Here is a 23,610-nt window from a genome sequence, read left to right as displayed (position 1 = left end):
CTAGGAGGGTCAAGGATGAACAAGAAGCACTGCTCTCTGCTTACAATTTCAATATTGTTTGCGTGTAATGCCCACTCAGCGGGCTTCCAGGTAGCTGAACATTCGGCATCTGGTCTTGGTCGAGCATTTTCAGGTGAAGGGGCTGTCGCAGATAATGCCAGCGTCCTTGCTCGTAACCCTGCAGCAATGACACTTTTCAAAGAAGCTCAATTTTCGGGCGCGTTATCTATCATCGACCCTGAAGTCGATGTGTACGACACTGTAAACAATGAACACGCGAAAGATGTCGCCCCTTTACAGATCGTGCCAGCAGGTTATTACATCAGCCCTATCAATGATAACTGGGCTTGGGGTATCGGTATGTTCACAACATACGGTGTTGCTACTGACTATCCAAATGATATTTCCGCAGGTGATATGGCGGGTGACACTTCCCTACTTTCAGTAAACATCAACCCTAATGTCGCTTACCGTATCAACGAGTCTTTCAGTGTCGGTGGTGGTATCAACCTCGTATACGCTGAAGCAGAGCTGACTCGCCACAAAGGCGCACTCGCCGGTATTTTAGGTGGTAATAAGTCCGATAACCTTGTCGGCATGGAAGGTGAAACTTTCGCTTGGGGTTGGAATGTCGGCGCTTTATTTGAGCTAAATGAAAACAACCGTTTTGGCTTTGGCTACCGCTCTAAGGTTGATCTAGATTTTGATGACGGTGAGTTTAGTAGTTACGACTCTGGTCGAGCTTCATCACCAAAAGTGGATGGCCGTTTAAAAATCTCTCTCCCTTCAATTATCGAATTATCGGCTTTCCATCAACTGAATGAACAATGGGCTGTACATTACGGCTGGCAACAAACCGACTGGAGCACATTTAAAGAACTAAAAGCGACCAGTAACGAATGTAATGACGGAGTATGTTTCTTTAAACCTGAGAAATATGAAGACAACAATCGCTACTCCGTTGGTGCAACTTACATACTTAATACAGACTGGACATTCCGTGCAGGCTTTGCGTACGACGAACAAGCAGGTGAAGCGACATTGAGTATCCCTGACAGTGACCGTTTTTGGTACAGCGCGGGCCTAACTTACGCAATGAGTGAGAATTTAACTTTCGATGCAGGCTTTGCACTTGTTAAGAGTAAATCAGGCTCTTTCACTGAGACAAATGCTCTGGGTGAAGAGATTAAGTTTGACTCAGAAGGTACTGCTTACATCAGCGCGGTACAGATGAACTACACCTTCAAATAATGGGATTACGGAGTAAACCAATGAAACACACGTTTAAATTATCAATGCTTTGTTCTGCAATCCTTCTTGCTGGTTGTGGTGATGATACCTCCAGCTCTGGTACTTCCGACAAAGTTCAATTTGAAGATGAAGTCCAAGCATTGCTTGATCGCGAAACATCCATCAGTTTTACGCTTCAAGGAGCGAACGCAGATGTACCGGCACCGTCTTACTTATTAATGGACACAAGCGATGGTACGCTTGGTCTGCCAACTGATGGCGATGATGCTTTAACCAACCCTAGAGCCTCAATGAACACGATGGATGGATGGTCAACGTCTATGCCAATCGTTCTTAACTTCAACGGCGACGGTTTTGCAACGGGCATGCTGTCGTCTGGTGTTAAAGTCATCAAGATTAACCAACGCTTAACCGAGTGGGACGGTAAATCTAACCCAATCGAAGAGGTACTCGTTCAGAATCAGGACTACGTAGTTCAAGCAAAAGGTAGCTCTCTATACATCCAGTTCTTGGCTGCACTTGATGAGTCAAGCGAGTACATTTTTGCGGTTACACAAGATGTTACTGACGTGAATGGTGAGCCAATTGGTACATCAGCAAGTTATGCGACTGGTAAATCGAAAGAAATCGTTTATGAAACTGGCGACCTTGCTTCTGTTCAAGCAGTCACTCAGGCGGTTGAAGGCATTTTTGGTCTAGCTCAAGTTAATCCTAACGACATCGTTTACTCCTCATGGTTCAGTACCCAGTCTGTAGGTGATACGTTAGCGGCAGTCAAAGGAGTAACCGCTACTGGTTTTTCTACTGGCACAAACACACTAAATACCGTTTACAAAAATGACTCAAACGAAGGTTCAGTAGACTTATCAACGGCCTACACAATAACGCTCGGTGAAACCCAAGACTTTAGCACTGCGCTAGACTCTGACGATGACTTTAGTAAATACATTAGCGATCTAGACGCAGCTAAAACGGCAATTAAAGGCCTTTACATGCAATCAGGTGCCGATGTAAGCGTGACACAAGGTGTGGTAAGACTGCCTCATTACTTGGAAAAAGGCGCAAGCTGGAACATGCAACCAATGGTATCTGCGATGCCAAGCCTAGCGAAGCTAAGCGCAGCATTAGCGGATCCGAACGAGCAAGCAAACATGGTTCAGCAGCTATCAACAGGCGTTTTTGCAAATGATCCTGTTGATGTGACAAAGCTTGCTACAGATCCTACAGAGCAGCTAAAACTTGTTGGAGCTAAGCTTACTCTTACCGATGGTACCCAGCTTGATAGTGAGCGTATTATTACTCGCTACTCGCCTGTTCCCGTAGTGAAATCGGTTGAAGATGTCGAAGTACTGGTCTTCACACCTAAATCTGGCGTCGCGACAGACGTTGTGATTTATCAACACGGCATCACCTCAGCGAAAGAGAATGCGTACGCGTTCGCGTTCAATATGGTAAAAGCAGGTGTGGCAGTTATCGCTATTGACTTACCTATTCATGGTACGCGCAGCTTAGATGAACAACGTTCCGCAAATGCGAATGTACTGGCTTATCTAAATCTTTCCAACTTAGCCGTTGCGCGTGACAACCTACGTCAAAGTGTTCTGGATGTGTTAGGTTTACGCGCTAGCTTGGTAGTATCTGCTCAAGGCGGTCTTTTAGCTGGAGGTCCTCTGCAAGGCTTCAACCCAATGACGGGTTCAAAAGTCAAAATGCTAGGTCATTCACTTGGCGGTATTGTAGCTACATCTGCCGTCGCAGCAGCAAACAATACATTGGGCAGCCCTACTGCGGATGCGCTGTACACCTTTAGTTCTGCATCAGTACAGAACTCTGGTGGACAAATTGGTAATTTGTTACTGGGTTCAGACAATTACGGCCCTCAGATCAAACATAACCTCGCTTATGCAGCATCAAAAGACTATGCGAATTACGCTGATGCATCATGTGCGGATCTAGAAGATAAAACATGTTACGAAGCATTTGAGGCTGCGGCAACGGAAGCTCAAGTAGCAGCGCTAGAAGCAGGTTTCTCACAATTTATCTATGCAGCACAGACTACACTAGACACTGTCGATCCGTTCACAAACGCTTCAGATTTAGTGGCATCTGGTTCGCTAACGACACCATTCTTTATGACAGAAGTGGATGGCGATAGCACAGTACCAAACAGCGTTCCAAATGCACCATTCGCGGGTACTGAACCGCTTGCTAATAAGCTAGGGTTGAAGACTGTGAACAGTACGGACACTACTGTGAATGCAACTGCGAGCTTTGTACAGTTTAATGCTACTGCATCGCACAGTACTTTTGCTTCGCCAAATGGCACTTTGTCTGATATTGATCATCATGTAGAGATGCAGATGGAAAACACTGACTTCTTAATGGATGACGCACTAACAGGTGTCACTAACACTTCTGTTTTGAAGTAATCGCAACGCCCTTCCTACCAAAGCCCAGTTTCTACTGGGCTTTTTCATTTCAATTGTATTCAAACCCACTCATATTTCCTCTGCTATAGTTAAAACGATGTCTTTGCCTAACTCACTTGTTTAAAAGGAAAACTCTATGCGCGTATTGACTGTTATTGCCACTGTATTACTTCTTGCTGCATGCGGAAGTAGCCAATATCTGATGTCGACAAATGAAGGGAAAATTATTACCTCTTACGGTAAACCAGACCTGAACGAGGAAACGGGTATGTACGAGTATGAAGACATGGATGGTAAAGAAATGAGTATTTCAAAAGAGCAAATTGTCCAGATTGTCGAACGTTAACGACAGGCCCTCTGTAAATTAGAGGGCTATGTTCTAGCCATCCTCTCTCTACATTTACCTCTTTTAGGTTTGTAATCGTTGTAGAAATTGACACAACCAATTCATAAACCAAAACAATTAATAGTGTCTTTTATACTTCCGTATTATTTATTTAGCGAATATTTTACATCTTCACCTTAATCAGGTTGGAGTATTGTAAAATCTAATCTTTAATTCGCTAACACCCTTTTATTTCTCAGGATAAAGTGGATAATACCGCCACAAAATAACATTACTAAGGTGAGTCCTTATGTCTATTGAAGCTACTCTGCTTGCGCGCTGCGAGTCAAAATGTGAACTGTGTTCTTCTGAATCTCAACTAACTGCATACGCTGTCCCACCTCACGGTAATGTGACGGTTGATACTGCCATCATGGTTTGTGATAAGTGTCTGGGTGAGATCGATGAGCCAAAAGACATTAACCACTGGCGTTGTCTAAACGAAAGCATGTGGAGCCAGGTTCCTGCTGTACAAGTGACTGCATGGCGCCAACTCACTCGCCTAAACACAGAAAGCTGGGCTCAAGATGCTCTTGACATGATGTACATGGAAGAAGAGCAAATGAACTGGGCAATGAAAGGGATGTCTGCTGACGATAAAACGGTTGACTGTAACGGCACTGAACTTAAGAAAGGTGACGATGTAACAGTAATTAAAGACCTACCAGTAAAAGGCACTAACCAAGTAATCAAACAAGGTACAGTGATTCGTGGTATTAGCCTTGGCGATGATCCAAAGCTAGTTTCGGGTAAGGCAAATGGTGGTCAGTCGATGTACGTGATCGCAGAATACTGCCGCAAGAAGTAATATCGCACTTCAGTCATGTCAAAACGGGGCACCAATGGTGCCCCGTTTTTCTATACAACACTTAATCTACTATCATGTCTACCTCCTCTAGAGTGTTTCTTTTCTAGGGCGTAGGTTGAGTAGGCATGTTTTACAAATAAAAAAATACCGGCTCATAGGCCGGTATTTCTTACACTATTTCAATATTAACGGTACATACCGATGTCTTTTTGAATATGTGCTGACAAGTCTTCTGCGTAGTAACTGCGTGGCGCAGTGTTATCTACAAATAGAATGTCCAGTAAGTGAGCAATCAGTCCTTTGAAGTTAACCGCGTAGGTTTTCTTATCCATAGAGGTTGGTAAAGCTACATTTGTCATTTGCATTGCTTGTGCCATGATTGCCTCTCTTTAAAAGCAGTAGTCTGTTTAGTTGGTTGTATATTAGTCAGTTTCTTATTGTTTAAGAAATGACAAATTTTACCCATTCAAATTAGAATTTCTAATAAAACAAACTCATTACAAAACTCAAAAATACAAATGAATAATAACGGCATAAATAATCACAATTGCTGTAATTACATTGAATAACTGAACATTACCTGCATAATCGCCCCTTAAGCAACAACATATATTTAACAATATTTTTCGTTACTTCTTTTGATTTTAGTGCTTACTTTATATTTTTTGATTAGTAATATTAACGCTAGTTTGACGCTTCGCTTTATTTTTTAGGAGTGATGCCACCACTGCCGATGTCATCACAACAACTAAAAATGTGAGAGACCATGCTGTCGGAATCTCATATTCTGTTCCAACCAATAGCATTTTTACCCCGATAAACATCATGATTACTGATAATGCTGGTTTTAAGTATACAAACTTGTCTAACATTGCTTGAAGAACAAAGTACAGCGATCGCAAACCCAATAATGCAAATACGTTCGCGGCTAAGACTAAAAATGGCTCTCGCGTTACCGCGAATATAGCTGGTATAGAATCCAACGCAAACATAACGTCCATTACTGCAATGACACCAACAACGATCAGCATCGGTGTTGCCACCCACTTACCAGCTTGCTTTAAGATTAAGTGATTTCCTTGGTAGTCATCTGTAACTGGCAATACCTTTCGAATCAACTGCTCCGGATATGGATTAACCTCTTGTGCTTCACCTTTGTCGCGAGCTAGCTTAACACCTGTCCAAATAAGGAAAGCAGCAAATAAGTACAATACCCAGTGATACTGTGCAAGTAACTGAGCACCAACCGCAATCATGACAGCGCGTAAAACTAGCGCACCTATCACCCCCCAAAGCAATGCTCTCGGACGCAAATGCTCCGGCACACTGTATTGTGCAAAGATGATGGCAAACACAAACAAGTTATCAACGCTTAACGACTTCTCTAGTAAGTAACCAGTTAAGAATGAAATCGTTGCTTTGTCGTTCGTATAAGCGCTATGTGGCGCGTAAAAGTCCCAGAATAAATAAATAGAACCTGCAAAAACAAAGGCAAGCAAGAACCAAAAAACACTCCAAACGATGGCTTTTTTCATCGTGATAACGCCACCACGTGTTTGATAGATATCAAGCGTAACAAGAACAAGGGTAAATAAACCAAAAGCACCATACATCGCTAATGATTCTTGAAGAGGCACCGATTGGCTCAATTGGGTGGTACTTTCGATAAGAGACATATTTCCTCCCATGGCGGAAGGACTTCGTTTGGTGACCTTCCGCATACAATAACAACCAACAGCCACATAACGATTATGTGCTGCTAGTCAATGAATGCGTTGGTCTCGTTGAAGTGTTGATGTGAATAAACCACGTAACACCTTTACTTACCGGATAAGCTGATGCTTAACGAGATGACGATAAGTAAACTTGCGCTAACTACTCCCCAAACGCCGACATAATAACGCCGAGCGTCAGGCTTTCCAACAAAAAAGCCTTGTCTTATCGAAATAAAATTCTTATCAAAAATCAGGAAGCACTATAAAAAGAAAGAAATGGATTCAACCACCTGAACTTTAGTAAACAGACAAAAAGCAGCAAATGGATCAAGACAAACTCTTCATTGGTTAGAGGCCTAACGGGGAAGATAGATACAAAAAAGGAGCATTACTGCTCCCTTTTGTAGCATCCACATTCTTAGCAATTCAAAAGCCGCTTAGAGGCACAAAGTAGACCAGTGTTGACCAAATTGCGATCCAGGCAACCACGACTGCCGTATCTGCCCAATCTTTATTCCACATACTGCCATCCTCATCAACCCATGTAGTAAGTGGAGAGCAGCAAAATCAATACCAATATCTATTATCGACGTCGCTTTGTGTAAAGTTTGTGACTTTGATTCAAACAGTTTGGCTCATCGGTCAGGAGTTCAATAAAACAATCAGCCATGGACAAACTGGTCACACGCCCTTCTCCTTTCATCTCCTGCAATGCGTCGTACCCCTCTTTCCCTTTCATCGTATAGGCAGAAGAAGTCCCTCGATACCAAACATCATCTTGAACACCTACCCATTGTTTACCATCAAAAATCACTAATGATTGAACTCTTTCACCTTTTGGGGCATCTGCGTGGTACTCGAAGTTTAAATTGTAAGTGTACGGATAACTGCCAGATCCAGTGCCTTCTACGCCATTGTTGAGTGCATTATTTATCGCGCCTTCAAGTGCACGGCGAATAGCGTTGCCTTTTACATCGTAAAAGCCGATAGGAACGGCAAAAGGCAACAGCCGTCCGGCAATGTCTGCCACTGTGATGTTGCCAGGGTTCAAAGAGGTTCGCACGCCACCCGCATTATGAATTGCAAATTGAACGTCATATCCACGTTTGTTTAAACAGTGCAGAAATGATCGGGCAACGGAGGAAGCCAACTCACTCTCACCAAATTCATCGGGAATTCTCACATGACGCTTTTTGGTGTCAACACTAGCAATGACTTGTGACTGTAACTGCCTGACCTGAGGAATATATTTATCGCTCAGGATCGCTTGAGTTTCCGGGTGTTTCTTACAAACCACGACATTCGGTTGACCATGGATGAAGTCGCACGCGGTTTCGAATACACCTTGGTCGAGCTGTTGGTTTAGCGTCGAGTCCCAAAAAATACGTCGACCAAGCAACAGTTCATTTTGTCCACTCAACATCGTTGCTTTACCGTGTTCATCAAACTCAATGACGCAGTGCCCCATTGTCAAAGCATGGAAACCCGCTTGCACCACATAGGTATCATTAATTTTGATACCGTAGGGATCGTCTTGTCCTAACCCTATTGATGAAAAATCACCTTGCAACCGGTGGCTGTGTCCACCAACAATTATACCAATACCTGCGACTTGCTCAGCTAACTCTAAATCACCTTCATAACCTAAGTGGCTCAGAAGAATAATATTTTTTATACCTGATGAATGGATTTGTTTTACGGTCGCCTTGGCGGTTTCAATTGCTGAGTGAAAAGGCGTGTCTGCATCAGGGTTTGCGATGTCGCTCATTTTATCTATGGATAATCCGAAAATCGCGACCCGCTCACCATGGAATTCTTTAACAATGTATTGAGCGCTCTGTGTATCCGGTTGGTAACTATATACATCCTTACAATCACTGATAAGGTGAGGTTTTTTAAGTGATTCATTGGATAAATCCCAGTTGCCAGCAAGCAATGGGAACTGAGTACGTTGGCAAAACAATGCAACTGGCTCATTCCCCATATCTAATTCATGGTTACCTAACGCCATTGCATCAATCTTTAATGCGTTCAATAAGTCGGCATTGGCTTTGCCTTTAAATAGTGAGAAATACAGCGTACCTTGGAAGCAATCTCCGGCATGGAGGAACAACATCCCATGACCTTGGCGCTGAGCATCATCTCTTAACTGCTCGACTCTGGTTGCGATACGAGAAAAGCCGCCAGCACTGACATAGGGTTCTAGCGTGAGTTCATTGTTTATCTTAAGCTTTAACTGTAATGACGTTGGTTCAAAGTAGGAATGTGTGTCATTGATGTGTGCCAGTTTGATTCTCACTGGCTTATGATTGTTATTCATCTTCATCTTCTCTTTTTTCATTCCTTATAATAATAAGAAGTGAATCATGACAGAATCATGAATTTTATGAAACTGCGATTTAGGATTTCATGTTTAAGTGATCACGATGCTGTCCCCCGGCTTTGAAAGCAAGCCTCGCTTGTAACGGTCTCTATTCAGTAAGAGGCTCTCGTAATTTTGTGAACTGAGCTTAACTCAAAAATTCCGAATTCATATATGCTTAGGAGTAGCAAAATAACTCTCGATAATTCAAATAATTGCAAGGAGGATTGAGATGAGACTAGAACGCATCGAAATCTCCGGGTTTAGAGGCATCAAACGCCTTTCACTCTCTTTTGACGAACTCACCACGCTCATCGGTGAAAACACGTGGGGCAAATCATCATTGCTCGATGCCCTTTCCATCGCACTACCTGCCAATGGCTCATTGTATCAATTCAAACTGAAAGATTTTCACGTTGACTACTCAATTTCTCATCCACAAACACAACACTTACAGATCATTGTTTGTTTTAAAGCACAGGATAAAAACGAAGTAAAAGCGGGACGCTACAGACGCATAAAGCCTACATGGTGCACCAACGAAGATGGTGAGCAAGTCATTTACTATCGTATTAGTGCGTCTCGCGATGAGCACGGCATTAATACAAAGTACGCGTTTTTGGATCATAACGGCAAACCCAAAAAACTTCACCACTCAGAGAAACTCGCTATTGAGTTAATGACACTTCATCCTGTAATCCGACTACGTGACTCCCGACGCTTCCCAGATTTAAACCATGTCAACGGCGATGGTAAAAATGCTCGGATTGAAAAACGAATCAACAACACCTGTCGACGCTTATTGGCTATGCCTGGCCATGTGAATAAAGGTGAGATTCGTAGTAGCCTCGACTCAATGCAAACGCTTGTTGAACACTATTTCGCGTTCAGAAGTGTCAGTAAAGGCAACCCACGCAAACCTCGTGATGGTCTTTTCTATACAAGCCCTTCCTCTGATAAAGGCTTGAGTCAGTTCTTGAAAGAAACCAATGACAAACAAAGCCGCTTGCTTTTAATGGGGTTACTCAATGCCTATCTTCAAGCTAAGGGTCCCACCGATTTAAGGCGCTGTGCGAGACCAATACTGATCATTGAAGATCCAGAAGGTCGACTGCATCCAACTCATCTAGCGAGAGCGTGGTCCTTATTGCAATTGTTGCCAATGCAAAAGATATTAACCACCAACAGTGGCACGTTACTCGGTTCTGTTCCACTGTATTCAATTCGACGTTTAATTCGGCTATCAGACAGAACCATCGCTAAGAGTTTAAACTCAACAAAGTTTGGTCGAGATGAGTTGCGCCGAATTGGTTTCCATATTCGTTTTCATCGTTCAGGCGCATTATTTGCGCGGTGCTGGTTACTTGTTGAGGGCGAAACCGAAGTTTGGCTTTTTCATGAACTGGCTCGTCAATGCGGGTATGACTTGGCTGCCGAAGGGGTTCAAATCGTTGAGTTTGCTCAATCAGGTCTAAAATCACTCATCAAAGTAGCAAAAGAGTTTGGTATTGATTGGCATGTCGTTACCGATGGCGACCCAGCAGGGAAAAAGTACGCGCATGCAGTACGAGCACAGCTCGACCATGATCAGGAAAGGCATCGACTTACGGAATTACCCGACCGAGACATCGAGCACTTTCTGTACAACAATGGGTTTGAACTTTTCTTTAAGGACATCATCAAAGTTCCTCATGACCACCCTATCCCTGCTAAAAAAGTCGTAAATCGTGTTTTGAAAAAACATGCAAAACCGGACTTAGCTTTGGCTATTGTTTCTCATTGTGAAGAGAAAGGCATGGAGTGTATTCCTGTTCTTCTGCGCTGGACACTTAAACGCGTTGTTACCATGGCCAACGGCAATACATGAGTTAGGCGTATTTTACACTCAGCGTATTGTCTTGTAATACAAAAAAAGCACACCAATTTGGTGTGCTTGTATCAAACATCATTAATTTTGATTAAGGGTATTGAGAGGGATAAAACTCAATACACAGTGGATACCAATAAGATCGGGGGTTCACTACTGTGCTTGTTCAGCAAGCGAAGAAGAAGTAGCGGTTGATTTCGTATGCAACCATAGCCCTGTCGCTTTCATTAGATAGCCAAACACACCACCTAGCAACAACGATGGAATGACAAGTTGCCAGTTTCCGTCAGCCGCAAATGTTGCGCATGAACCAATAAAAGTACCAGGGATGTACGCGAGCCAAGCCTGTTTAGCTTGAATACACATGAAGAATGCCACAATAGCGGTAATCACATAGCCAATAATTTCCAACCCCACGTAAGTGGAACCGTGAATAATTACCATTGCCCAGAATACGCCTGTCATATTGGTGATTAAGCTGATGCCTAGTCCTTTCAATCCGCTCGTTGGCGCTGCAAAGTAGCTCGTGCAACCTAAAAAACCAGCCCAAGAAAGCAAACCTAAAGAGATGGCGATCCAACCCCATACGCCAGATAAAATTCCAGTAGTGATAGAAATAGCTAAAAGTGTCGTCATGGTAGTCATACCTACTCGGCTATTATCGTACCTATATGGTTCAATAACTGCCTTCATACATTGAAATCAAGGACACATGTTAGATACATCAGCTCAGCTTATCGGTGATATTGATCACAATAAGATATTATTGTTTTCACAATTTACATTAAAAGTTTGACGCAACCGATAAATCAACAGATTCAGGGAATAAACCAACTCATCTCGTAGGCATATTTAATCAACCTTTAAAGAACTGAAGGCTTCCCTTTCATCATTCGCAGTCCCTCTCTTTTAATGCAGTCGACTAATGGGTTTTCTGCCATATCTGAACGCCATATAAATGAAAGCGTCCTTTCCATTTTTAACTCAGGTACATTTAATGCCACAAGGTGACCTGCTTCTATATATCGCTCTACATCTAAATACGGTAAGCAAGTAAGGTACTGGCCATTAGCAACTAAACTACGTAACACCGGAACGTGTTCGTACTCGCGCCACACATCCAAATCTTCAATAAGGTGGTGAATAGAACTATCAAATGTTTTTCGTGTGCCAGAGCCATGTTCTCTTAGTACCCACTTCGCTTGCTCTAACTGCGCAAGGCTAACAGACTGATTACGCGCAAAAGGATGATGAGAAGCTGCGACAACAGTAAGATGATCACGACACCATACTTCTTGGTGTAAACGGTTATCATCACAGCGCCCTTCAATAATCCCTAAGTCATACTTGTAATCTAATACCCCATCAATCACTCCTTTCGTACTTTGTACACCGAGAGAAATACGCATTTCTGGAAAGTCATTATCAATGATACTGATAAGGTCGGGAACTAAGTGCTCTGCTGGGGTTTGACTCGCTCCCATACGAATCTCACCACTCAATAAATGTTGCTCATAGAAGCCCATTTCAATCTGCAATGCGTCTTGTAGCAAGCGTTTTGCTTTTGGTCGTAACCACATCCCCCAATGGGTTAACGCCATTTGCTTGCCTTGCCTCTCAAACAACGGCCTGCCAAGCATCTTCTCTAATTGCGCAAGCGACATACTCGTTGCTGATTGTGTCAAAGCCAATTTTTCTGCGGCTTGGCTTACACTGCCGGTATCTGCAACTGCGTCGAAAACCGCTAATTGCTTAAGTGAGTAGCGCAAAGTGTCCTCCATTATTAGTGGGTATTTCCCAATCCCCACAATTGTTAAAGCATGCCCCAATAAGCAATAGAGTTCATTTTACCTGGCCTCGTAAAGTTATCAATTAATTTGATGAGGTTTCTAAATATTATCAATTTTACCTTACTAACCGTTCTCCCTATTCTGAGTACGCGGTTCGGGAACACCGCAAGCCTCAATGGTTTTGAAACCGAAGTCATTGAGGCTCTTAATAAAAACAACAATTTCATTTTTGAGTTAATAACCAAGGATTTTTTATGCGATTACAAATTAAGGAGTCAATATGGCGGTGACCAGTTCTCAAAATCACCAGTATTTTTCTCCAAAAGAGATGATGGTTGAAGCGGAAAAATTTGCGTTAAGTAAGGCAAACAAAACCAGCAGTATGACATTAAGCCTCGCCATTATGGCCGGCGCGTTCATCGGGTTAGCATTCTTGTTTTACATCACGGTGACCACCGGCAGTGCGGGCGCTGGTTGGGGCTTGAGTCGCCTAGCTGGTGGACTCGCATTTAGCATGGGATTGATCCTCATAGTGATCTGCGGTGGTGAATTATTTACCAGCTCCGTCCTATCCAGTATTTCTTGGGCCAATAAGCAAATCTCGTTCGGTAAGATGCTTTCGATCTGGGGCAAAGTTTACGTTGGTAACTTTATTGGTGCGATGTTCCTACTTGCGCTGGTTACTGCTGCTGGTCTTTATCAGATGGATGGCGGTCAATGGGGATTAAATGCGCTTAACATCGCACAACACAAACTTCACCACACTCTCATTCAAGCGTTTGCACTCGGTATTCTCTGTAACCTGTTGGTCTGCCTAGCGATTTGGCTGACATTTAGTTCTGCAAATGCAATGACAAAAGCAGCAATGACAATTTTGCCTGTGGCAATGTTTGTCAGCAGCGGTTTTGAGCACTGTGTTGCGAACATGTTTATGGTTCCACTTGGTATTGTTATCGCGAATTTTGCACCTGAATCTTTTTGGGCATCTGTCGGTGTGCCCGCGTCACAATACACAGACCTAAACATTAGCCACTTTATTACCGCTAACTTAATTCCTGTCACGCTTGGCAACATCGTCGGCGGAGCGGTATTAGTTGGCCTTTCAAACTGGTGTATTTTTCGCCGACCAGAACTAAAAGCAGCGAATATTTCTTCTATCACTACAACTACAACACTGTCGTCAGTTAAGGATTTCACCATGAAAAATGCCTCTTTTGTTAAAGACATTATGAACCCAAAACCAATCACCATTCGTGCAGAAACGCCAATTGCAGCCGCGCTGGATGTGTTACTTGATAACAACGTAACTAGCGCACCTGTTGTAGACGTACAAAATCGATTAGTTGGCTTCTTCTCTGCTCACGATGTGATGGTAGAACTATGGTGTGAGGACTACATTCCGGTGAAAGACCAAAAAGTCGTCGACATCATGAGCCGAGATGTGGTCGCAATTGACGCTGGTGATCGCCTCGTTGATGTTGTGGAATTCCTATGTATCGATAAAGAGCAGTTGTACCCAGCGAGCAGTATGGGTATTGCCACTCGCTTGACGTCTTTGTCTCTCGAAGAACGCGCTAAAAGTATCAAAGTAAGTAAGCCACAAGTGCTTCCTGTGCTTGAAAATGGGCAGATGGTCGGGGTGGTTACTCGTACTGAAGTATTAAAAGCACTACGCCCGATTTTTGGTGAGCGTTTAAACCTAGTGGAAAAAAGCGAGTTAGAAACAGCGTAATTCGCTAAACATTTACAACGTCTATTGGCTTTCAATCGCTATCACTGACGGGTTTATCGATGTTAGTGATGTGATTAAGATAATAAAAAAGCGCTCTTCAAGTGAAGAGCGCTTTTAGTGTATCTAAAAGGAACTAATTACTTCTTAATACCTTCGATATGAAGTTCCATATCGACGTAGCTTGAAGCACCCATTACTGGGATGTCAAAGTCAGCAAGCTCTAGGCGAGTGTTGCCAACAAAGCCAGCGCGCTCGCCGCCCCATGGGTCACTGCCAGCACCAACGAATTCAGCCTCAATAGTAATAGGCTTAGTAACACCGTGTAGCGTTAGATCACCAGTTACATCTAGTTTGCCATTGCCTTTATCAACCACTTTTGTGCTCGTAAAGGTTGCTTCACTGTATTTACCAGCATCGATGAAGTCACCACTACGAATGTGTTTGTCACGTTCAGCATGGTTTGAATCTAGGCTGGTTGTATCAACAACAACATTTACTTTTGAGTCAGCAATGTTGTTTTCATCAAAAGAAAAGTCACCAGAAAATGTATTGAAACGACCTTTGATGAAACTGTAACCCAAGTGGCTAACTTTAAAGTTGATTGAAGCGTGAGCACCTTTGGTATCGATGACATAATCTGCAGCTTGCGCACCAAATGGCAGTGCCATAGCGATAGCTAATCCTGTAGCGAAAAGTGACTTTTTCATTTTGAAGCTCCTAACATTTTTCTTAATGTGTTGTCTTTATCGATAAAGTGGTGTTTTAGTGCAGCAATAGCATGTAAACCTGCAATCAGGATGACTGCCCAAGCTGCATAGAAGTGAATCTCACCTGCAATATCTGATTGGCCTGGGAATAACTCTCCCGCTCCTGGCACGGTGAACCAATTAAACACTTCGATGCCGCGTCCATCAGACGTTGAAATGAGGTAACCTGAAACAAAGATGGTGACCAATAGTAGGTACATGACACCATGCGCTGCTTTAGCAGCAAGCACTTCGTAACGTTTGCCTTCTACCTTTGGTGACGCCGTCACATGTTTCCATACGATGCGTGTCAAAGTTAAAATAGCGAGTAAAATACCGACAGAGCGATGGTAATGCGGCGCAGTTCGATACCATTCGCTGTAATAGCTAAGGTCGACCATCCACAAACCCACTGCAAATAGACCAATAATGCACAGCGCTGATAACCAATGCATCACGCGTGCAGTAAGGTTGTAATTCTTTACCAGTGTATCCATCTCAAGTTCCTAGATATATTCCTAAGTTAATGCTGAGCAAGAAACACTACATTAACCTATTTACGTCATATGAAACAGATTATTTACCATCATTTACATCCAGCCAATGGTACCGTATCTATCAAGTTGTTCGAATTTTTTGAAGGAACTTTAAATCGTTTGTAAAACTGAAACTTACAGCTTAACTTCTTGTTCTATCTCATACAGCTCTTCGGAAACTTCTAACATTCTGCGTTCAACCAGTAACTTAGCATCTTCAACACCCTTGTTATAATAAATTGGTCCTAGTTTTTCTGTAATAAAATCAATTAGAAACTCACTATCGAACTGGCCAATTTCAACATCTAGCTCGTCTTGCATGTAATCTTGAATGGCGGTGGCCAACGCCTCTTTTTGTGCGCGTTCTAGCTTTATCATTTTTTCCCTTTCAAATTTTTGTTCAACTTCTGCTTCTTTCGTGTTGTTCTATTAAAGATTAGACACGGTCATTTGTGAGAAATTTGGTGTTTAGATCAAGAAGTTGCCGAAGTAAATTAGTCTATTCTCAAAAGACTATGCTAACCTTTTGCAGTTCGTTTTGTAATTATTAAGGGATATTCTTTGCTACTCGACCTAGTTATTCAAAGTGTTAATGATTTTCAAGACGACTGTCTTAAGCTGTGTGAAAAGCATTACCCTGCGGTGCATAACCAAGGCATGAGTGAGCATCATCTTGGTCTCGCGTTTTCAAGAAGGATGGAACATACTTTTCGTCACTTTGGATACAACTGCGTGATAAAGCCAATCGAAGTGTTGGATTCTCCAGACCTTCCCCATCACTATCGAATTTCATCCGACATTGGCACTGTCTGGGTTCTGAGTCACCATATGGTCAGTGCCGGAAAATCTTGCCGGGAAAACTTACTCTCATCAATTACGGAATGGCAGAGTGAATATGGCTATGCCTTACAGCCTAATGACCTACTCTTTTTGGTTTGCGATCATTGGATAAGTCGCAGCAAAACGAGCCGAGAATTACTTCATTGGTGGATGGGTGAACTACCCGATCAGATCAACGAATACACAGAACAAGGAATCACACTGTACACCAGCGAGTCGCAACTCACGCAATCTTTGGACACTCGATTCGGTATTAGCCCTTGTTACATTAAGTTTGGGCATCCTTTACGGCGTTCGAACAAACAGCAGTTAGTCAGAAAATATTTGCAGTTGTATGCCGTACTGCAATGGTAGCATCAAATTGAAGTGCTGAGATTATCAATTATTTCATCAATTTGTTTGATATCACTCGACAAAACTACCCATCCATTACCATCGTTCTTGCTTGAGTTAATGAGCACACTTAGATTCATTGCCAATGAAATAGAAAAATTAGCGCGATAACGCTGATGTTGAGACATTGATTTAGGTTGTGGTAACAATGATGAGCATCTCGCAACTACTTAGTTGCATCCGGAAACAAGCCGACGGGCAGTATATTGCGAAATACGCGAACTTCACTCTCCGCAGTGTCTTTCAACCCATATATAAGAACGATATTTCTATCGTTGGCCTTGAAGCACTGGTAAGAATTAGCAATGCCAATGGCACCATGGTTAGGCCAGATCAGTTTTTCCAATCCAAAGCGACTCCCACTCAAGATTTGCTCAATGTTGAACGCTTAAGTCGCCTAATCCATATCAAAAATTTCTCTCAGTCTCGCTTTCACACAAAACAATTGTTTCTCAATGTATTACCGGTAGCGGCAGAGATACTAGTCAAAGACATCACGTATAACCGACTGCTAAAACAAACCATTTATGAATCGCATTTGATGAATGAACAAATCGTCATGGAGTTACTTGAATTGAAGGTGGAGGATGAACTCTCTTTGTCGCAAGCAGCTCGTGAATTAAGCCAAGGCGGGTTTAAATTGGCGATCGACGATTATGGCGTCAATGCATCGACAACTGAGCGAGTGAGAAGCGTTTGCCCAGATATAATCAAGATGGATCGCTCTTTATTGCTAAGGTATGAAAACGGTGATTTTAAAGCGCTTAACGATGCATTATCACTCGCAAAAGCGTTATGCTCTAAAACCGTTATCGAAGGAATTGAAACCGAGCATCAACTTCGCTTAATGAAAAAGCTCGGTTTCGATATGTATCAAGGGTACCTACTTGCTATCCCCCAAACGTTAGACGTCTATGAAGAGGCAAAAACAGCCTGACTATGTAAGAACAAAAGTTTGCGCGGTTTAGCGAGAGCTACGTGATTTACCACGATTCTTATGAATCGCCAATTTTGCTTTTAGCTTACGCTTCTCAGATGAACGACTACGACGACGCCCACCCCCATTTTGTTCAGGCTCAATTTCTTCTACAAGACTTGGTTCGAAACCTGCCAGCCATTCTTGGGGTAAGCGTTGATCAAGCAGATTCTCGATAGCTTGCAACAAGTACTCCTCATCTCGACTCATCAGAGAAACCGCCAAACCTGAATTTCCTGCTCTTCCAGTGCGGCCAATTCGATGGACATAATCTTCTGCTTTGAATGGCATATCAAAGTTCACGACTTGTTCTAGCTCTTGAATGTCTAACCCTCGTGCTGCCACATCGGTTGCAATCAAAGCACGTACCTTACCTTGTTTAAATTCATCCAAAGCTCTTTGGCGGGCACCTTGTGATTTATCGCCGTTGATAGAAACCGCTTTGATGCCATCTAACTTGAGCTCTTTCGCTAACTCATCACTGCCTTGCTTCGTTTTTGTAAATACAAGCACTTGCTGCCAATTCCGCGAGCCAATTAAGTACGCTAGCAATTCACGTTTCCGTTTTTATCCACTGGATAAACCATTTGTGTTACCGTTTCAGCAGTCGTATTTGCTGGTGAAACTTCGACTTCAACTGGCGATTCCATGAGTTTATACGCAATAGTTTTGATTCGCTTCTCAAATGTCGCAGAGAACAATAGGATCTGTTTCTCAGCAGGCAAACGTCGGAAGATGCGCTGCAAGTCAGGCCAAAATCCCATATCTAACATACGGTCGGCTTCGTCTAACACGAGCATACCGGTTTTAGAGATGTTTACGTTACCATTAAACAGGTGATCCAAAAGGCGGCCTGGCGTGGCAATCAAAATATCAGCGCCCTCTTCTAACTTTCTCTTTTGTACGCCAATGCTTGTACCACCATAAACACACACGATGCGAAGTTCTGTTTCTGCCGAGTACTGATTCAAATTATCAAATACCTGCTGTGCAAGCTCGCGTGTTGGAACCAAAATCAATGCTTGAGGTGTGCCGTTAAGTTTCTTTTGCTGAACGGTTTGTATGATAGGTAAACCAAACGCAGCCGTTTTTCCCGTACCAGTTTGTGCAGCAGCAAGTAAGTTTTTTCCTGCAAGGACGTGTGGAATTGACTTTTCTTGCACTGGTGTTGGCGTCACGATATTTAGATTGCCTAGCGTCTCGATTAGCTTTTGTTCGATGCCTAAATCAGCAAAATTAACAGACATGTGTAACCTCATTATTTTTGGAGCGCAGAGTTTACCAGAGCCCCTAAAGCCATACTACTTTTCTATCTCATTGAGTTGAGTCATTAAGCTGTTGCTGAAAATCATACGACTGGCGCAAAACATCTCGATAAAGTGACGAGAACTTCTCTTCTAATTCGGTGTAATCACTTTCAATCACTTTAAATGTTGTAATTAAGTCTGCCATTCTAGGGCTTCTTTGCGACATCCGATGTAGTGCAAATTCTATATTGTCTAGATCTTGATAGGATTGAAGCCATCGGCCATGCCACATCCTACTGTGGAGCACCAAAAAACGTGGCGGCAAATGTTCATGAACCTCTCGGTTTACTCTCTCGTATGCCGTTTGTACAAAGTGTTCGAGAGGCACGGAATGAAAGTCGTTCCAGTGTTTTGCGAGGCAATGATCCCAAAACATATCCAAAGCGATAGGTGCAAAACGTCGCGCAACACCAGTGAAATGAGGCTTACATTCGTTGACGATTGGATGATGGTCAGTAATACGGTCAACAAATCTATGTAATCTGATGCCATTTGAGATATCGCGATCATACAGCTTGCTTGGATCTCCTTTTACGAAGTCTCCAAGCAAGTTTCCCAATAAATGGCTGTTACTGTGATCTGCGATATGCAGGTGGGCTAGAAAGTTCATTCGACGCCAGTTTTGGCCTCTAGGGCTTGGTGTGACATGAACCTAGTATAACGTCAATTACGACGAGATGAGAGTGTTCCGCTATTCGGCTTCGTTGTCTGAGCCAACGTATTCCGACAAGATAATGCCAATTTCAAGCGCATCTAGCAGCTCTAGGCTCTCATCGTTTTGGTATTGGTCGCTCATTGTGACCTCCTTTATTTTAAGCTCTCTTGCTTTTACTTGCTGACGGCCTGGCTCTTGCCATATCCACATCAGCAACTCCTTTTTATAGTCTTTATATGACACATTCATGACAGCGAGAAGTAAAGATTTAAAAACCTATGAGCATAATCAAAAGTAAACGATTGCAATTAGGTTTCATATCCACTTAACACTTTAGAGAAATGACTCTTTTATCAACATTCATGTCAATTTAAAGATATAACATACTGTTATAGGCGTCGTTAGATCTCATTTCTTAAACTAAATTTAGTATTCGTTACATATTTTGCTGATTAACTTCGCATATTTTGTTTCGATATAGCAATAGATTTGGTCAATATCTTTTATCTCTAATGGAGCTTTAAATGAGAGAAGTTGAGTTTAGAACGATAGACAGGCTGTTTATCAAGATGTCTATCAACGACAAAATGTGGGTTATATTCCTACTATTTTTAGTAGCCCTCACTTCAGTGGCTGGAAGCCGCTACTTCAATGAAATACAACAATTTGAGCAGCAAGCCATCTCGGCGAGCGAAGCGAAGCTTTCTGGTATCGTTGATGCTCAATCAAACCGCGCTACAGAAATTGACGGCGTATCGAAATCGAACCGCGTAAGCGAGAGTTCTTTTGTCGATGGGTCTGTCACCGCTTATGCCAAGTTGCATTCTGGGGAAGTGATTAAGCTGACTCAAAATGTGTCCACACAATACGAATCGTTAAAATCATCAGCTCTATCGTCACTATTACTCAGCTTCTTATGGGTTATTCCTTTTGCCCTATTCTCTTACTGGGTGGCAACGTTTATCGGAGGAGCTCTGTGGGTTTTATATACAACAACCGAAAAAATTGGTGACGGTGACTTAACCTCTCGTCTTGGTTTCCATCCAGGTCGAGATGAATTCGGTACCATCGGCTGTGCGCTAGACAAGTCTATGGATACCTTAAGTGAACTGGTTAATAGTGTTAAAAATAATGCAACGATGTTGAGCGAGACATCTTCTGCATTCGAAAAAGATATGCAGTTGAGTGAAACCCAGATATCTCATCAATATCAAACGCTTGATTCAGTCGCGACGGCAATGGAAGAAATGACAGCCTCTGCAAAGGAGGTATCAAGTATTTCTCAACAAGCAACGACGCAGTCAGACCAAGATGCCCAGAAGATCGAACTAAGCAGAAGCCGTGTACAAAACGTGATTGGCGAGATAGAGACGTTATCTAGCTATATTGAACAAGCCTCTACGTCAGTAACCAATTTAAACGAGAATACGACGCAGATTAATGACGTGATCACAACGATTAACGCCATTTCAGAACAAACTAATCTGTTGGCACTAAACGCAGCAATCGAAGCAGCCCGTGCTGGTGAACAAGGTCGTGGATTTGCAGTGGTTGCCGATGAAGTACGTACATTAGCAAGCAGAACTCAACAGGCAACAGTAGAGATCCAAGCCATGATTGAGAAGCTTCAAATAGAGAGTCAGAACATTGCTTCAATCACCAACCGAACCGTTCAGCAAGCTCAAACCAGCAGCCAGCTTATTGATGAAATCGGCCATGATGTTACCTCTATTGCCGAGTCAGCACGCTCATTAATGGACATGAGCATTCAGATTTCCACATCTGCTGAAGAACAAAGCGCAGTGGCTAACGATATTGCATCGGAACTTTCAGAAATTCGTAGTCAATCAAGCACAATCAGAGAAGTGGCGGAGCAATCTACCGCTGGCGTCGCTAATCTCACGCAAGCCTCCGTTTCTCTTGGTGAGATATTACAACGCTACCGCACCGCATAACGTTGTGGAACTCATGATCAACAAGGGCTCCTTAAGGAGCCCTTTTCTTTAAACCGTGTTCAACTATTACCTTCGATATTTCCTACGACATCCAAGTGGATATTTGAAGTGAATCTCAAGTTCTCGCTGTACCGGATGAAATAATGTTCTTAAACAAAGCGTTCCGCTATGCTTGATCTTGCCAATTCCAATTTGCTGCTGGAAAACAATATGAATAATTACAAAGACACAAAAGACATAGAGAACCTGAATTGCCCACTCTGCCAAGGAGATGAATATCTCATTTCATCGGATGGCGAGAAATTCACATGCGCTGCTTGCGGATTTCATACAAAAAACTTCTCATCTATCCAATGTCTACATCAAACGCCTTACCTACAGTCTAAACTTAAGCACATCCACAGCTTGAGTCCGGTTTGCCATTAGTAGGTCAAACAGAGCAGCCACACAGCTGCTCTTTTAATTCATCTAAATGATGGATGCGAATTACACGCTCGTCATCAACAAGATTGATAGCTTCACCATTAAATAACTGTATCGTTTTGATACCGGCGTTTAGTCCCGCCTCAACTCCTTTAGGCGTGTCATCAATATAAAGACAGTCACTTGGTAAAAAGCCCATGCTCATAGCACTGTACATGATTAAATCGGGCTCAGGCTTCCAACTATTCGCATCGAATGCCGAGAACACTTTCCCTCGGAAAGCATCGAGTAAACCGGTTAACTCCAAAGCGTATTCAATTTTATCTTTAGGTCCATTAGACGCCACACAATATTCGATATTATGCGAATCCAAAAACTGAATTAATCGTTTTGCGCCATCCATCGGCTGTAAGTGACGCACAAAAAGAGACTGGACTTCTTCTCGGTATTGCGGCTCTAAAACATCAATTGGGACTTTGATATCTTTCAATTCTTTAGTATCTAAAAGGATGTCAGCGAGCTTTCCTCCTTTAAAGTGAGAAACGCACTCTTCCATCGTTAACTCAGCCCCATGCTGGTTAAATACATTGACGAGCGCTTGGCAACACAGTCTTTCGCTGTCGACCAACGTACCATCACAGTCAAATATCACGCACTTAATATTGGTAATTGCCATAGCCATCTCCAGACGTCTTAAAGGCTCAAGCCCAAGCGATTTTAAGAATGTTTGGATTAATCTTATTTGAGTTTGGGATTGTTGAAACGACGAGCTTGGCATTTCATGGAAATAGAAGGGAGCAATTACAGTTTTTCTAAGCAAGATCACCCAACGTCATCTTGCTTTACTTTTTATGCACATTGATGTGTAAGTTAGTTTTCGATAACCACTGAGTCTAACAGTTTTTGCTCGGTGCTTAGTCTTTTAGCCAGATCAGCCACAAACGAGCTTTTGTATTTTGATTCAGAAACAGCAACATCAGAGATGAGTGTATTTCCTTCGAGATGGCTAACAATAGCAGCACCAATTGAGACTCCAGATTTAAAACCAACATATAATTCAAAATCTGGCGTGAGGATAATCTGTGTCAGATATTCAATGATCATATCTTTATCATACTGCTGTTCCCAGCGCTGAGATTGCAAGATAGAGAACATAATGGTCAGTCGATGAAAATCGACCAGAAAAATATCGTCGGGGTTAAATTCAGAGTCACTTTCCAGTAGTGTGTCTTTGTTGACTACTTGATACGTTGCTTTTTCTAGCGTTTTGAAATAGACATCGCGCCCTTTCAAACTCTCTGGTGTCGGAAATTCAACTTCGACCAGTTCATACAGCCATGTATTTTTACGCTCGATACTGGCTAACTGTTGTTCATTCATCTTGATACCTTCGTTTAGAGCAGTACATTAGCATGAAGCCCGCAACAAACCTAGCGCACA

The 23,610-nt window shown here is 42.6% G+C and carries 21 protein-coding genes and 1 pseudogene; 9 read left to right on the top strand and 13 right to left on the bottom strand.

Features of this window, described 5'->3' with window-relative positions:
* Positions 1 to 15 precede the first annotated feature (15 nt).
* From N646_RS20990 to N646_RS20975, 4 genes are all read left to right on the top strand, one after another.
* On the top strand, positions 16 to 1,251 hold the full coding sequence (locus tag N646_RS20990; protein ID WP_017821929.1) for an outer membrane protein transport protein: 1,236 nt from the start codon (positions 16 to 18) through the stop codon (positions 1,249 to 1,251).
* A 20-nt stretch (positions 1,252 to 1,271) separates the two neighbouring features.
* A complete protein-coding gene (locus tag N646_RS20985) occupies positions 1,272 to 3,680 on the top strand; it encodes a VolA/Pla-1 family phospholipase (RefSeq protein ID WP_017821928.1) in 2,409 nt (802 codons plus the stop codon).
* Between the two features lie 136 nt (positions 3,681 to 3,816).
* On the top strand, positions 3,817 to 4,026 hold the full coding sequence (locus N646_RS20980) for a YgdI/YgdR family lipoprotein (protein ID WP_005376349.1): 210 nt from the start codon (positions 3,817 to 3,819) through the stop codon (positions 4,024 to 4,026).
* A 289-nt stretch (positions 4,027 to 4,315) separates the two neighbouring features.
* On the top strand, positions 4,316 to 4,873 hold the full coding sequence (locus N646_RS20975) for a PhnA domain-containing protein (RefSeq protein WP_005376350.1): 558 nt from the start codon (positions 4,316 to 4,318) through the stop codon (positions 4,871 to 4,873).
* 185 nt (positions 4,874 to 5,058) lie between these two features.
* On the opposite strand, the gene N646_RS20970 is transcribed toward N646_RS20975, so the two are convergent.
* From N646_RS20970 to N646_RS20955, 3 genes are all read right to left on the bottom strand, one after another.
* Positions 5,059 to 5,250 carry a hypothetical protein gene (locus tag N646_RS20970; protein ID WP_005376351.1) on the bottom strand — a complete coding sequence of 64 codons (192 nt, stop codon included), beginning with the start codon at positions 5,248 to 5,250 and terminating at the stop codon, positions 5,059 to 5,061.
* A 279-nt stretch (positions 5,251 to 5,529) separates the two neighbouring features.
* Positions 5,530 to 6,549: a TerC/Alx family metal homeostasis membrane protein gene (locus N646_RS20965; RefSeq protein ID WP_017820941.1), complete on the bottom strand. Its 1,020-nt coding sequence runs from the start codon at positions 6,547 to 6,549 to the stop codon at positions 5,530 to 5,532.
* A gap of 622 nt (positions 6,550 to 7,171) precedes the next feature.
* Positions 7,172 to 8,914 carry a bifunctional metallophosphatase/5'-nucleotidase gene (locus tag N646_RS20955; RefSeq protein ID WP_017820942.1) on the bottom strand — a complete coding sequence of 581 codons (1,743 nt, stop codon included), beginning with the start codon at positions 8,912 to 8,914 and terminating at the stop codon, positions 7,172 to 7,174.
* A gap of 268 nt (positions 8,915 to 9,182) precedes the next feature.
* On the opposite strand from N646_RS20955, the gene N646_RS20950 reads away from it, so the two are divergent.
* Positions 9,183 to 10,817 (top strand): ATP-dependent endonuclease, encoded by a 1,635-nt coding sequence (locus tag N646_RS20950; protein WP_017634174.1) that lies wholly within the window; start codon positions 9,183 to 9,185, stop codon positions 10,815 to 10,817.
* Between the two features lie 153 nt (positions 10,818 to 10,970).
* Here the strand turns inward: N646_RS20950 and N646_RS20945 are convergent, their stop codons facing one another.
* The gene (locus N646_RS20945) at positions 10,971 to 11,453 is read right to left on the bottom strand and encodes a DUF1097 domain-containing protein (protein WP_017634175.1); all 483 of its coding nucleotides are present in this window, start codon (positions 11,451 to 11,453) and stop codon (positions 10,971 to 10,973) included.
* Positions 11,454 to 11,680: 227 nt separating this feature from the next.
* Positions 11,681 to 12,586, bottom strand: coding sequence for a LysR substrate-binding domain-containing protein (locus N646_RS20940; RefSeq protein ID WP_005376369.1), 906 nt, complete (start codon positions 12,584 to 12,586; stop codon positions 11,681 to 11,683).
* 301 nt (positions 12,587 to 12,887) lie between these two features.
* Here N646_RS20940 and focA point away from each other — a divergent pair, with 301 nt between their 5' ends.
* Complete coding sequence (gene focA, locus N646_RS20935; RefSeq protein WP_017820944.1) at positions 12,888 to 14,339, top strand: formate transporter FocA; 1,452 nt, start codon at positions 12,888 to 12,890, stop codon at positions 14,337 to 14,339.
* A 137-nt stretch (positions 14,340 to 14,476) separates the two neighbouring features.
* Here the strand turns inward: focA and N646_RS20930 are convergent, their stop codons facing one another.
* The 3 genes from N646_RS20930 to N646_RS20920 form a co-directional block, all read right to left on the bottom strand.
* Positions 14,477 to 15,046: a YceI family protein gene (locus N646_RS20930; RefSeq protein ID WP_017634178.1), complete on the bottom strand. Its 570-nt coding sequence runs from the start codon at positions 15,044 to 15,046 to the stop codon at positions 14,477 to 14,479.
* Positions 15,043 to 15,582: a cytochrome b gene (locus tag N646_RS20925; RefSeq protein ID WP_017820945.1), complete on the bottom strand. Its 540-nt coding sequence runs from the start codon at positions 15,580 to 15,582 to the stop codon at positions 15,043 to 15,045. The genes N646_RS20930 and N646_RS20925 overlap by 4 nt, the downstream gene beginning before the upstream one ends.
* A gap of 174 nt (positions 15,583 to 15,756) precedes the next feature.
* On the bottom strand, positions 15,757 to 15,999 hold the full coding sequence (locus N646_RS20920) for a DUF2164 domain-containing protein (protein ID WP_005390155.1): 243 nt from the start codon (positions 15,997 to 15,999) through the stop codon (positions 15,757 to 15,759).
* A 183-nt stretch (positions 16,000 to 16,182) separates the two neighbouring features.
* On the opposite strand from N646_RS20920, the gene N646_RS20915 reads away from it, so the two are divergent.
* Both N646_RS20915 and N646_RS20910 read left to right on the top strand, forming a co-directional pair.
* Entirely contained in the window at positions 16,183 to 16,815 is a 633-nt protein-coding gene (locus tag N646_RS20915) for a hypothetical protein (protein ID WP_005376385.1), read from the top strand.
* Between the two features lie 187 nt (positions 16,816 to 17,002).
* A complete protein-coding gene (locus N646_RS20910; protein WP_017820946.1) occupies positions 17,003 to 17,791 on the top strand; it encodes an EAL domain-containing protein in 789 nt (262 codons plus the stop codon).
* A gap of 27 nt (positions 17,792 to 17,818) precedes the next feature.
* Here the strand turns inward: N646_RS20910 and N646_RS20905 are convergent.
* From N646_RS20905 to N646_RS24730, 3 genes and pseudogenes are all read right to left on the bottom strand, one after another.
* Positions 17,819 to 19,077, bottom strand: a pseudogene (locus tag N646_RS20905) (DEAD/DEAH box helicase).
* A 67-nt stretch (positions 19,078 to 19,144) separates the two neighbouring features.
* Entirely contained in the window at positions 19,145 to 19,747 is a 603-nt protein-coding gene (locus tag N646_RS20900; RefSeq protein WP_017820947.1) for an acyl carrier protein phosphodiesterase, read from the bottom strand.
* Positions 19,748 to 19,828: 81 nt separating this feature from the next.
* Positions 19,829 to 20,002, bottom strand: a complete 174-nt coding sequence (locus tag N646_RS24730) for a hypothetical protein (RefSeq protein WP_017820948.1) — start codon at positions 20,000 to 20,002, stop codon at positions 19,829 to 19,831.
* A gap of 314 nt (positions 20,003 to 20,316) precedes the next feature.
* On the opposite strand from N646_RS24730, the gene N646_RS20895 reads away from it, so the two are divergent.
* The gene (locus tag N646_RS20895; protein WP_005376380.1) at positions 20,317 to 21,747 is read left to right on the top strand and encodes a methyl-accepting chemotaxis protein; all 1,431 of its coding nucleotides are present in this window, start codon (positions 20,317 to 20,319) and stop codon (positions 21,745 to 21,747) included.
* Positions 21,748 to 22,177: 430 nt separating this feature from the next.
* Here N646_RS20895 and N646_RS20890 read toward each other — a convergent pair whose 3' ends face one another.
* Complete coding sequence (locus N646_RS20890) at positions 22,178 to 22,846, bottom strand: HAD-IA family hydrolase (RefSeq protein WP_017820949.1); 669 nt, start codon at positions 22,844 to 22,846, stop codon at positions 22,178 to 22,180.
* 194 nt (positions 22,847 to 23,040) lie between these two features.
* Positions 23,041 to 23,550 carry a hypothetical protein gene (locus tag N646_RS20885; RefSeq protein WP_017820950.1) on the bottom strand — a complete coding sequence of 170 codons (510 nt, stop codon included), beginning with the start codon at positions 23,548 to 23,550 and terminating at the stop codon, positions 23,041 to 23,043.
* Positions 23,551 to 23,610: the final 60 nt, after the last annotated feature.

Source organism: Vibrio alginolyticus NBRC 15630 = ATCC 17749 (genome assembly GCF_000354175.2).
Taxonomy (GTDB): domain Bacteria; phylum Pseudomonadota; class Gammaproteobacteria; order Enterobacterales; family Vibrionaceae; genus Vibrio; species Vibrio alginolyticus.
The sequence above is the reverse complement of the archived record's forward strand: the minus strand, read 5'-3'. Positions and strand labels throughout refer to the sequence as shown.

What these genes read in the sequence shown, in the direction of transcription:
- N646_RS20890 (WP_017820949.1), bottom strand. Translation starts at nt 22,846, where the DNA reads ATGGCAATTACCAATATTAAGTGCGTGATATTTGACTGTGATGGTACG.
- N646_RS20900 (WP_017820947.1), bottom strand. Translation starts at nt 19,747, where the DNA reads ATGAACTTTCTAGCCCACCTGCATATCGCAGATCACAGTAACAGCCAT.
- N646_RS20965 (WP_017820941.1), bottom strand. Translation starts at nt 6,549, where the DNA reads ATGTCTCTTATCGAAAGTACCACCCAATTGAGCCAATCGGTGCCTCTT.
- N646_RS20895 (WP_005376380.1), top strand. Translation starts at nt 20,317, where the DNA reads ATGAGAGAAGTTGAGTTTAGAACGATAGACAGGCTGTTTATCAAGATG.
- N646_RS20945 (WP_017634175.1), bottom strand. Translation starts at nt 11,453, where the DNA reads ATGACGACACTTTTAGCTATTTCTATCACTACTGGAATTTTATCTGGC.
- N646_RS20985 (WP_017821928.1), top strand. Translation starts at nt 1,272, where the DNA reads ATGAAACACACGTTTAAATTATCAATGCTTTGTTCTGCAATCCTTCTT.
- N646_RS20910 (WP_017820946.1), top strand. Translation starts at nt 17,003, where the DNA reads ATGATGAGCATCTCGCAACTACTTAGTTGCATCCGGAAACAAGCCGAC.
- N646_RS20990 (WP_017821929.1), top strand. Translation starts at nt 16, where the DNA reads ATGAACAAGAAGCACTGCTCTCTGCTTACAATTTCAATATTGTTTGCG.
- N646_RS20970 (WP_005376351.1), bottom strand. Translation starts at nt 5,250, where the DNA reads ATGGCACAAGCAATGCAAATGACAAATGTAGCTTTACCAACCTCTATG.
- N646_RS20955 (WP_017820942.1), bottom strand. Translation starts at nt 8,914, where the DNA reads ATGAAGATGAATAACAATCATAAGCCAGTGAGAATCAAACTGGCACAC.
- N646_RS24730 (WP_017820948.1), bottom strand. Translation starts at nt 20,002, where the DNA reads ATGTGGATATGGCAAGAGCCAGGCCGTCAGCAAGTAAAAGCAAGAGAG.
- N646_RS20950 (WP_017634174.1), top strand. Translation starts at nt 9,183, where the DNA reads ATGAGACTAGAACGCATCGAAATCTCCGGGTTTAGAGGCATCAAACGC.
- N646_RS20885 (WP_017820950.1), bottom strand. Translation starts at nt 23,550, where the DNA reads ATGAATGAACAACAGTTAGCCAGTATCGAGCGTAAAAATACATGGCTG.
- N646_RS20975 (WP_005376350.1), top strand. Translation starts at nt 4,316, where the DNA reads ATGTCTATTGAAGCTACTCTGCTTGCGCGCTGCGAGTCAAAATGTGAA.
- N646_RS20920 (WP_005390155.1), bottom strand. Translation starts at nt 15,999, where the DNA reads ATGATAAAGCTAGAACGCGCACAAAAAGAGGCGTTGGCCACCGCCATT.
- focA (WP_017820944.1), top strand. Translation starts at nt 12,888, where the DNA reads ATGGCGGTGACCAGTTCTCAAAATCACCAGTATTTTTCTCCAAAAGAG.
- N646_RS20925 (WP_017820945.1), bottom strand. Translation starts at nt 15,582, where the DNA reads ATGGATACACTGGTAAAGAATTACAACCTTACTGCACGCGTGATGCAT.
- N646_RS20930 (WP_017634178.1), bottom strand. Translation starts at nt 15,046, where the DNA reads ATGAAAAAGTCACTTTTCGCTACAGGATTAGCTATCGCTATGGCACTG.
- N646_RS20980 (WP_005376349.1), top strand. Translation starts at nt 3,817, where the DNA reads ATGCGCGTATTGACTGTTATTGCCACTGTATTACTTCTTGCTGCATGC.